The sequence below is a fragment of the Anaeromassilibacillus sp. 1001302B_160321_C8 genome, from assembly GCF_015554745.1.
In the GTDB taxonomy this organism is placed as follows: Bacteria; Bacillota; Clostridia; order Oscillospirales; family Acutalibacteraceae; genus Anaeromassilibacillus; species Anaeromassilibacillus stercoravium.
Map to the genome: position 1 here is coordinate 1 of NZ_JADNJD010000031.1, position 11,487 is coordinate 11,487.

Here is an 11,487-nt window from a genome sequence, read left to right on the forward strand (position 1 = left end):
ACTACTACAGAGTCTATGCCATCGGCACGCCGGGCCAGAGCACGGGCGTTTACACCACCCTGCCGGGCCAGAACGCTGTGAAACATTGTACCGTGACGATTGCGTAAGTGCTTTCGTAGACAAATGTTGTGCGTCTGATTGGCAGATCGGAAACAATAAAATAAAAGGGAAGGCTTTTCCCTAATAAACAGCAAGGACCCAATCCTGGAACTCCCGGGATTGGGTCCTTCTGTATTTGATGCTTCTATTTCTCACATGTGGTGGAACTGTAATTTTTGCCTGTATGAAAATTTTTGCTTGCCTCTGTAGGGCCTTCCCATATGGAGCGGAAAACAAACTCCTTGCAGCTTGCTTTCGTAGGGAACGCCGTAGGCGCGAAAGACGCCGTGCGTCCGCGAAAGGCACTGTGTGCCTTTGGGTCGAAAGGGATGTTAACCCAATTGGAGCGGTAAAATAATTTGTACCGAAGTGGACATTTTGAGCCTATTAAAACGTTTGGCGATCGTCTTTTCTCCCAGACTTAGGGAAACCCCTACTTTTAACGGATGGGCATGAAAAAGAGAGAAAACCACCCGGATTTTGCTTGAAACCTTGTATAAAATATTCGGATTTGAGGGGTTGACATCATAAAAAAAATGGGGTACTATATTGTTCGTGTCCAAACTAAATAAATGGAAGGTTTTGCGAAAGGTTGTGAGACGGAAGTGGAAAAGGACTGCGGCGCATGGATCAACCTGCTGTCGCACAAAGTCAAGAAGCGCCTGAATGCAACGCTGTGGGATCTGGACATTACGGCAGTACAAAGCCGGGTAATCTACTATATTCTGGCCCATTACCAAGAAACCCCGGTCTTTCAGCGCGACGTGGAAAGAGTGTTTAGTCTCAGCCGTTCGACAGCAACTGGTATTTTACAGTTGATGGAGAAAAAGGGCATTATCCGGCGGGAAAGCGTTGCCAGCGACGCCCGGCTGAAAAGCCTGGTCCCAACCGAACGTGCAGCGGAATTGGACGCCCAGGTGCGCGCGTGCCTGCGTGAGACGGAACGCATGTTGACACGGGGGCTTTCAGACGGACAGGTGCAGCTGTTTAAAGAAATGGCAGCGCAGATGTCGCGGAATCTGGACAACTGGGAGAATCAAACCGTTTCTTGCCCACCCGCCGACACAACGCACTAAGGAAAGAAAAAGTTCGTAACCACAACAAACAGACGTGCAACTTGACACATCCGAACAAGGGAAAAGGAGGAATGTCTAAAATGATAAAAGTCTTGGCCCGCAGTATCCGCGAGTACAAAAAGGCTTCCATTCTGACGCCTCTGCTGGTCACAGTGGAGGTCATCTTGGAATGCGCGATCCCCTTCGTGATCGCCAATCTGGTCAACCAGATGCAGGCCGGCTGCTCCATGGACGTCATTGTCAAGTATGGCCTGGCACTGATCATCATGGCGATTGTTTCGCTGATCTTCGGCGGATTGGCCGGTTCGACCTGTGCGACCGCATCGGCCGGTTTTGCGCGTAATCTGCGCAAAGATATGTTCTACAAAATTCAGGATTATTCGTTCCAAAACATCGACAAATTCTCGGTGTCCAGCCTGGTTACCCGTCTGACGACCGACATCACCAACGTGCAGATGGCCTATATGATGATTATCCGCATCGCCATCCGCTGCCCGTTGATGCTGATCTTCTCGTTCGCCATGGGCTTTATTATGGGCGGGCGCCTGGCCATGATCTTCCTGGTCACCATCCCTCTGCTGGCCATCGGCTTGGTGCTGGTCATCCGCGCCGTGACGCCGCTGTTCCGCCGCGTCTTCCGCAAGTACGACGCGCTGAACGATTCGGTTCAGGAGAATGTACAGGCCATGCGCGTCGTGAAGTCCTATGTGCGCGAGGACTATGAGAAGAAAAAGTTCGGTGTTGCGGCCGAAGACGTCCGGAAGGATTTCACCCGCGCCGAGCGGATTATGGCCATCAACAACCCCATGATGCAGTTCTGCGTCTATGCCGGCATGGTCTTTGTGTTGTCCTACGGTTCTTACGCCGTTATCACCAGCCGTGGCCTGGCCCTCAATGTTGGCCAGATGTCCTCTATGCTGACGTACAGCTTCCAGATTTTGATGAGCTTGATGATGCTGTCCATGGTATTCGTGATGATTACCATGTCGATTGAATCCGCCGAACGTATCGTCGAGGTGCTCAGCGAAGAAAGCTCGCTGAGAAGCCCGGAAAACGCTTTGACCGAGGTCAAGGACGGGTCCGTCGATTTCGATAACGTCAGCTTTAAGTATTCCGAAAAGGCCGACCGCATGGCGCTGGCCGATATCAACCTGCACATCAAGTCGGGCGAGGTCATCGGCATCCTGGGCGGCACCGGTTCGTCCAAGTCGTCCCTGGTCCAGCTGATCCCCCGCCTATATGACGTGACCGAAGGCAGCGTCCGCGTTGGCGGCGTTGACGTGCGCAAGTACGACCTGGAGGCCCTGCGCAACCAGGTGGCTGTGGTGCTGCAAAAGAACGTCCTGTTCTCCGGCACGATCAAAGACAACCTGCGCTGGGGCAACCCCAACGCCACCGACGCCGAGATGGAAGAGGCCTGCCGTTTGGCCCAGGCCGACGAGTTCATCCAGCAGTTCCCCGATAAATACGATACATGGATCGAACAGGGCGGTACGAACGTATCCGGCGGCCAGAAGCAGCGTTTGTGCATCGCCCGCGCGCTTCTGAAAAAGCCCAAGATCTTAATCCTGGACGATTCCACCAGCGCTGTCGATACCCGTACGGATGCGCTGATCCGCAAAGGCTTCCGCGAGTTTATCCCGGAGACCACCAAGATCATCATCGCCCAGCGTGTTGCCAGCGTGCAGGATGCCGACCGCATCATTGTTATGGAAGGCGGCTGCATCAAGGCTATCGGCAACCACGAGGAACTGATGGCAACCAATGAGGTTTACCGAGACATCTATCGTTCGCAGAACAGAGCAGGAGGTGAGAAGGATGCCCAATAACACCAGCACTGCACGGGGCCGCCGCGCGCCAAAGGGCGTGTTCCGCCGCTTGGTCCGCACCATCTTCCGCTTTTTCCCAGTGATGCTGCCGCTCACGCTGGTCTGCATTATTATCAACGCAGTCGTCAGCTCCATGCCTTCCGTCTTTATGCAGAACGTCATCGCCGTTGTGGAGGATACCTTCCAGACCGGTGACTGGGCTTCGGCTTCGGGCCGTATTTTCAGCCTGCTGGCAATTTTGGTTACCATGTATATCATCAGCTTGATTGCCGGTGTATTGTACACCCAGATGATGGCTACGATCACCCAGGGAACCTTGGCCAAGCTGCGTGAAAAGATGTTTGACCATATGCAGGACCTTCCCATCCGCTATTTCGATACCCATAACCACGGCGATATCATGAGTTATTACACCAACGATATCGATACGCTGCGCCAGATGATCAGCCAGAGCTTCCCGCAGACCTTGATCTCCGCGATTACGTTGCTGACCGTTTTCGGCATCATGGTCTATTACAGCATTTGGCTGGCCCTGGTCGTCGTTGCGGGCGTCATCATCATGTTTTTCGTCACCCGCTACGTCAGCGGCCATTCCTCCCGCTACTTCCTCAAGCAGCAGGAAGCCATCGCCCGCACCGAGGGCTTTATGGAGGAAATGATGAACGGCCAGAAGGTCATCAAGGTCTTCTGCCATGAGGAAGGCGCCAAAGAGGATTTCGATAAGGTCAACGACGAGTTGTTTGACAACGCGGAAAAGGCCCACCGCTATGCGAATATCCTGATGCCGCTGTTGGCAAACATCGGCAATGTTATGTATGTGATTGTCGCGCTGGTGGGCGGCGCCCTGCTGTTGAACGGCGCGCCCAACTTCAGCATTTCCGGCATGGCATTCAGCATCAGTATTGTCGTGCCCTTCCTGAACATGACCAAGCAGTTTGCCGGCGCCATCGGCCAGGTGTCCAACCAGGTCAACATGGTCGTTATGGGCCTGGCCGGTGCGCACCGCATCTTCGCCCTGCTGGACGAGGAACCCGAGACCGACGACGGCTATGTCACGCTGGTCAACGCCCGTGAGAACGCCGACGGCACCCTGGAGGAATACCCGGAGCGCACCAACGTCTGGGCGTGGAAGCATCCCCACCACGACGGCACGGTCACCTACACACGCATGCGCGGCGACGTCCGCTTCTACGACGTCGACTTTGCCTATGAGCCGGGCAAGACGGTGCTGCATAACATCTCGCTGTATGCAAAGCCGGGCCAGAAGGTCGCCTTTGTTGGGTCGACCGGCGCAGGGAAGACGACGATCACCAACCTGATCAACCGCTTCTACGACATCGCGGATGGCAAGATCCGCTACGACGATATCAATATCAATAAGATCAAGAAGGCGGACCTGCGCCACAGCCTCGGCATCGTGTTGCAGGATACCAACCTCTTCACCGGCACCGTGATGGAAAACATCCGCTACGGCAACCTCAACGCCCACGACGACGAGTGCATCGCGGCCGCGAAGCTGGCCGGTGCGGACGACTTCATCCGCCGCTTGCCCGAAGGCTATAACACCATGCTGACCGGCAACGGCGCGAACCTCAGCCAGGGCCAGCGCCAGCTGCTGGCCATTGCCCGCGCGGCGGTCGCCGACCCGCCTGTCATGATTTTGGACGAGGCGACGAGTTCGATCGACACCCACACCGAGGCGATTGTGCAGCGCGGCATGGATGCGTTGATGACCGGCCGCACGACCTTTGTCATTGCGCACCGCCTGTCCACCGTGCAGAATGCCGACGCGATCATGGTTTTGGATCACGGCCGCATCATCGAGCGCGGCACCCACGAAGACCTGATCAAGCTCAAGGGCACCTATTATCAATTGTATACAGGCGCATTGGAGCTGGATTAACCCGCTTCGCCGCTCTGGGCGAGGTGCAGAGAAAACCATCGGATCGAAAAGGGGCGCGGCCCCGCTGTTTCCCGGGAAAACCGGGCGGCGGGGCCGCGCCTTTTTCGTTTTGCCCGGCGGGCGTTGCCGGGAAGCAGCCTGGCCTGCGCCGGTGTCCTCGGGAGGATGCCGAAACAATCCGATATGACGCGACTGATTATTAGGCATAATAACGAACATCCTTTCGCAATAGGAAGGCTAATTCGACAACTTTATGTAAAATTTTTTACAATAACAATTAAATGAAAATTAACATGGTTTTTATTTCCTTCCAACAGAGATGTTGTAGGCTTTCTTTCGTACGAATGTAGGCAAACGATACAGTAAGATTTGGAGGGAACCGAATGAATGTGAAAAAGGCACTCTGCGCCCTGCTGGCGGCCACCCAGATAACGGCTGCGATGGGCGGCCTGCCGGTGGCGTATGCAGCCCAGCAGGAGACCGCCCAGTTGGAGCCCCGGATGGTCAGCGCTATGCCGGTCATCGACGGGCAGTTGGGCGACTCCGTCTGGTCCATGCAGCATGCGATGGAAAAGCCTCTGCATGGTGGGACGGAGCACAGCGCGTCGTTTGACGTCCTGTGGGATTATCAGTATCTGTATGTCGCGGTACAGGTGGAAAACGATACCGACCGCATCGCAGGCAGCGCCTGGATGGAGGGCGACGTGGTCAACCTGTTCTTCGACAAGACCAACCACAAGAGTTCTCCCTATACGGAGAACGACTGGCAGATCGGCGTCGGCTATAACCCCGACGACGCGTTCGACCCCTATATCCTCTTTGGCGGCGGCGTCGTTGCCTCGCAGGAAGCCCGCGAAGAACTGAGCCGCAATATCCTGGCTGCCACGTCCGATACGGACAACGGTTGGACTGCGGAAATTGCAGTGCCGTGGGACAGCCTGGGGATCGACCCCTATCTGCAAAAGGACTTTGGATTTGACATCGGTGTGGATAACAAAAACGCCTCCCATGGTTCCGGCGAAGTGGATTATCTGCTCTGGGAGACCAATGACCGCACCAGCTTCTGGAACGACACCGCCGGGTTTGGCAATATGAGCCTTTCCACCGAAGTGGTGGAAAACACCGACGACGGCGTCATCTACCAGCAGAATTTTGACGATGTAGCGAACGGGGAACTGCCGGAGGGCTTTACCCCGGCGGAAGGCCAGGAGACCGGCTGGTCCGTGCAGGACGGCAAGCTTGTGGCCGACTTCTCCCGCAGCGGGGAAATCGAGCGCCGCATCGCCCTCCCCGCCCTGGGCGATCACTTCACCTATGACCTGGACGTCACCTTTGAGGACGCGGTCAATACGGGCCGTTGGCTTTCCGCCTTCTACCGCGCCCCGCAGGACAACGGCTTTGGATACTACCATTTCACAAACCGCCTGAACGGTGCAGGAGAGATCTCCATGAAGGGCACGGACAATACCTGGCCCACCGCGTTTGTCAACACAAACGGCACCAGCGAGGCCCAGGCGCTGACGGTTGGCGATACGTACCATCTCTCGATCGCGGCGCTGGGCCAGAACCTCACCCATGTGCGCACCGGCTCGAAAGAGGAAGAGCGCTTTGACCACAGCGTCAATACCTATGAGCACCTGGGAACCTCCCGCCCGGCCACCATGGAGAGCGATTTGCAGGCGCGCGGCCGCTTCGGCTTGCAGGTGGACCAGATGAAAGCCACGTTTGACAACCTCGTCATCCGCCGCCTGGACATCGACACGCTCAACGTGGAGGGCCTGCCGGACAGCATCGAGCAGCTTTCGGTTCTGCCGGAGATGAAAATTTCTGCGGCATGCTCCAATGGCGCGACCATCGCAGTGGACAGGAAGGACGCAAAGGTCTATTCCAGCGACCCGGCCGTGCTGCGCATCCTGGAGGATGGCACCATCCGCTCCCTGAACACCGGCAAGGCCACCATCTCGGTGATCGTGGCGAACCGCTTGTTCACAAAGGAGATCGAGGTCACCCCATCCGACCGGGAACCGGCGATCACGGAACTGCATGTACAGGATAAGCAGAGCATCTATACAGGCGTGGTCGGGCAGAGCGTCCCGGTATCCGCGCTGAAGTTCGACGCTGTGGATGAGCTCCTGGAAAATCAGGTCCTCTCCGGCGACTCCGAAGGGATGGCCCTGGCCTCCTCCGACGAGTCTGTAGTAAAAATTGAGAATGGGCAGTTCGTCGGCGTTGGCGAAGGCGTCGCCACCGTAACCGCGACGATCGACGGCGCGTCCGACAGCATCCTGGTTTGGGTGCGTGCGGATGAAACCGACGACGTGTTCATGAACGTTGACTTTGAAGACGGAACCCTGCCGGCGGATTGGAAACAGATCGGCGGCGGATACGAAATCAAGGAAGAGGGCGGCAACCATTTCCTGGAAATGCAGCCAAGCACCCGCTTTATCGTCCCCATGCCGGAAGGCGTGACGGACTACACCATCGAGGCGGATATGACCTTTATGGCGGCAAGCGACTCCGCGCGCTGGGCCTCGATCATGTACCGCATCCAGAACGAGGACCGTCCGTATTACCAGTTTGCCGTGCGCCAGGATTCCACCGCGACGAACGGCGTGGAGTTTGCCGCCATGACGGCCAGCGGTTCCTGGGATGTCCGTGAAACCGCATCCTTTGACGAGAAGATGGAATACGGCGCCACGCATCACCTGAAGCTCACCATCACCGGCGAGCGCGTGAAGCAGTGGATCGACGGCGAAGAGCTGATCTTTACGGATAAGGCAACCGACCTTACTGCGGGCGACATCGGCCTGCAGTCCAACAATGTGACGGTGCGCTTCGACAACCTGACGGTCCGTCTGAATCCGGAACCGCTGCCGGAGCTCCCGAAGCCGGAAAACAATTATGCACAGGTCAAAACCTTGAATGAAAACCTGGTATCCGCCCCGACGGTCATTGTGGACAACCTCGCCAGCCTGGACGATGCGGATGCGCTGATCAACGACGACGTGACCAGCAGCGTGATGCTCAAGGTCGAGTTGGAAGACGGCGAATTGGTCTGCTACAGCGGCGAAACCCGCCTGGGCAGCTTCGCAGATGTGATCGGCAAGCTCTATGGCAAGCTGATCCTGCTGCTGGAGCTGGACGATGCGGATACGGCAAACGCATTGGCAGCCTATATCGACGAGAACAAGCTGGAAGATTTGCAGGTGGCCAGCACGGACCGCGACCTGCTGCGCTCCTTCCGCGACCAGGCAACCACCACCCGCGCAAGCTTGATTTTGGATCAGGAAACTCTGACGCTGGAAGACGCTTATGAGGCGGTGGGCAACACCAACATTGCAAAGGCAAAGAACATCATCATCCGCCAGTCCGCTGCGACGAAGGAGATCGTCGAAGAAATGCAGCGCCGCCTGATGTCCGTCTGGGTGCTCTCGGACGACACCGTAGTTGGCCAGTTTAAGGCCATCCAGTCCGGTGCAAACGGCGTGATCACCGGCGAGCCGGAGCAGCTCGGCAACCTTGCGGAGATCTTTACCGGCCGCACCATCACGCGCCGCTCCTTCATCATCGGGCACCGCGGCACCCCCGGCAACGCACCGGAGAACACCATGGCGAGCTTTATCATGGCCTATGAGGACTTTGGCGCACAGATGTTTGAAAACGATGTATACCTCACGAAGGACGGCGAGGTCATCATCCTCCACGACGATACCTTCGCCCGTACCACCGATATCCTCACCAATACAAAGATTCCGGACAGCGTGTTCACCAACGGCGTGACCCGCCAGAACTGCCGCCCGAAGGATCTGACACTCGATCAGATCAAACTGCTGGACGCGGGCTCCTACTATGGGCCGGAGTTCGTAGGCGAGCAGATCCCCACGCTCCGCGAACATCTGGAATACATGATCGGCAAAGATGTGGTGATGTTCCTCGAGCTGAAGGACGCTTCCGACGGCATTGAAAAGGCATGCATGGATCTGGTCAAGGAATATGGCCTGGAAGACCAGGTGTGTGCAATTACCTTTAACGCGAAGAGCGTGCCGATTGCGCTCGACGAGATGCCGACCCTTTCCCTCGGCTACCTCAGCGGCGTGGGCAGCGTGGACACCAATAACCCGATGGTGACAGTGCGCAAAGCGCTCAACCAGGTCCTGCCCATGAACACGACCTTCAACCCCTCTTACGGAGCCATCCACAACGAGATGTTCATCGAGCAGATGCAGGGCCGCGGCATGACCTTGTGGCCGTGGACCTATAATGACCGCAGCGCCTTTGACTGGGCCATCGATCACGGCATCAACGGCTTGACCACCAACTATGCAAACTGGGCCATGGATTATGTCTTTGGCGCTGAGGCGGAGCAGGATGCGTACACCGTCAATGCGGGCGAATCCATCTCCCTGAAGGCAACCGGCGAAACAAACATCCACGACGTTGTCACCTACGACACACCGGAGATCGTGGTGCTGGACGGCGAAGATTGCATCAATGTTTCCGGCAACACCATCACGGGCCTCAAGGCGGGCACCGCTACCGTGACCCTGCGCGTGGATTCCCAGATGAACGATAAGACGTATGACCTCTACACCGCGCCGGTCACCATCACCGTTGAAGGGCAACTGATGGAGGGCTATGCGCCGGTCAAAACCTTGAATGAAAACCTGGTATCCGCCCCGACGGTCATTGCAGACAGCCTCGCCAGCCTGGACGATGCGGATGCGCTGATCAACGACGACGTGACCAGCAGCGTGATGCTCAAGGTCGAGCTGGAAGACGGCGAATTGGTCTGCTACAGCGGCGAAACCCGCCTGGGCAGCTTGGCAGATGTGATCGACAAGCTCTATGGCAAGCTGATCCTGCTGCTGGAGCTGGACGATGCGGATGCAGCAAACGCATTGGCAGCCTATATTGAGGAAAACAATCTGGTCGATTTGCAGGTGGCCAGCACGGACCGCGACCTGCTGCGCTCCTTCCGCGATCAGGCGACCACCACCCGCGCAAGCTTGATTTTGGATCAGGAAACCCTGACGCTGGAAGACGCTTATGAGGCGGTGGGCAACACCAACGTCGCAAAGGCGAAGAACATCATCATCCGGCAGTCCGCTGCGACGAAGGAGATCGTCGAAGAAATGCAGCGCCGCCTGATGTCCGTCTGGGTGCTCTCGGACGACACCGTAGTTGGCCAGTTTAAGGCCATCCAGTCCGGTGCAAACGGCGTGATCACCGGCGAGCCGGAGCAGATGGGCAACCTTGCGGAGATCTTTACGGACCGCACCATCACGCGCCGCTCCTTCATCATCGGGCACCGCGGCACTCCCGCCAACGCCCCGGAAAACACCATGGCAGGCTATATCATGGCGTTTGAAGATTTCGGCGCGCAGATGTTTGAAAACGACGTATACCTCACGAAGGACGGCGAGGTCATCATCCTCCACGACGATACCTTTGCCCGTACCACCGACATCCTCACCAATACAAAGATTCCGGACAGCGTGTTCACCAACGGCGTGACCCGTGAGAACTGCCGTCCGAAGGACCTCACCCTGGAGCAGATCAAACTGCTGGATGCGGGCTCCTACTATGGGCCGGAATTCGCGGGCGAGCAGATCCCCACGCTCCGCGAGCAGCTGGAATACATGCAGGGCAAGGACGTCGTCCTGTTCCTGGAACTGAAGGATAACTCGGATGGCATTGAAAAAGCCGCCCTGGATCTGGTCAAGGAATATGGTCTGGAAGACCAGGTGTGCGCGATCACCTTTAACGCGAAGAGCGTGCCGATTGCACTGGAAGAGCTGCCGACCCTTTCCCTCGGCTACCTCAGCGGCGTGGGCAGAGTCAATGCAGACAACCCCATGGAGACCGTAAGCAAAGCACTCAACCAGGTCCTGCCGATGAATACGACTTTCAACCCCTCCTACGCGGCGATCCACAACGAGATGTTTGTGGAGCAGATGCAGGGCCGCGGCATGACCTTGTGGCCGTGGACTTACAACAACCGCAGCGCCTTTGATTGGGCCATCGACCACGGCATCAACGGCTTGACCACCAACTATGCAAACTGGGCCATGGATTATGTCTTTGGCGCTGAAGCGGAGCAGGATGCGTACACCGTCGGTACGGGCGAATCCATCTCCCTGAAGGCAACCGGCGAAACGAACGTCCATGACATTGTCACCTACGATACGCCGGAAATCGTGGTGCTGGACGGCGAAGATTGCATCGACGTATCCGGCAACACCATCACGGGCCTCAAGGCGGGCACCGCTACCGTGACCCTGCGCGTGGATTCCCAGATGAACGATAAGACGTATGACCTCTACACCGCGCCGGTCACCATCACCGTCGATGGTGAGCCGAGCGAGCACATGCTGACGGTCACCTTCCCGAACACGGTGGAGCTGAGCATCGGCGGCGAGAGCCAGACGATTGCCAACCTGATCGGCACATATAAAGACGTCGTGATGGCGGACGATGCGCTCGAGCTGACCTTCACGCCCAGCGTGGAAGGCCGCGAGATCGCAGGCGTCACCGTGAACAGCGAAGCCATTGCGGAAGACAGCTTTGACGCTGCCGAGTA

Annotated in this window: 4 protein-coding genes; all 4 read left to right on the plus strand. The window is 57.1% G+C overall.

Features of this window, described 5'->3' with window-relative positions:
* Positions 1-704 precede the first annotated feature (704 nt).
* Complete coding sequence (locus tag I2E77_RS13370; RefSeq protein ID WP_172749780.1) at positions 705-1,175, plus strand: MarR family winged helix-turn-helix transcriptional regulator; 471 nt, start codon at positions 705-707, stop codon at positions 1,173-1,175.
* 80 nt (positions 1,176-1,255) lie between these two features.
* A complete protein-coding gene (locus I2E77_RS13375) occupies positions 1,256-3,004 on the plus strand; it encodes an ABC transporter ATP-binding protein (RefSeq protein WP_191406003.1) in 1,749 nt (582 codons plus the stop codon).
* On the plus strand, positions 2,994-4,907 hold the full coding sequence (locus I2E77_RS13380; RefSeq protein WP_195451483.1) for an ABC transporter ATP-binding protein: 1,914 nt from the start codon (positions 2,994-2,996) through the stop codon (positions 4,905-4,907). The genes I2E77_RS13375 and I2E77_RS13380 overlap by 11 nt, the downstream gene beginning before the upstream one ends.
* A 383-nt stretch (positions 4,908-5,290) precedes the next feature.
* A partial coding sequence (locus I2E77_RS13385) for a glycerophosphodiester phosphodiesterase family protein (RefSeq protein WP_195451484.1) occupies positions 5,291-11,487 on the plus strand: 6,197 nt, incomplete at its 3' end.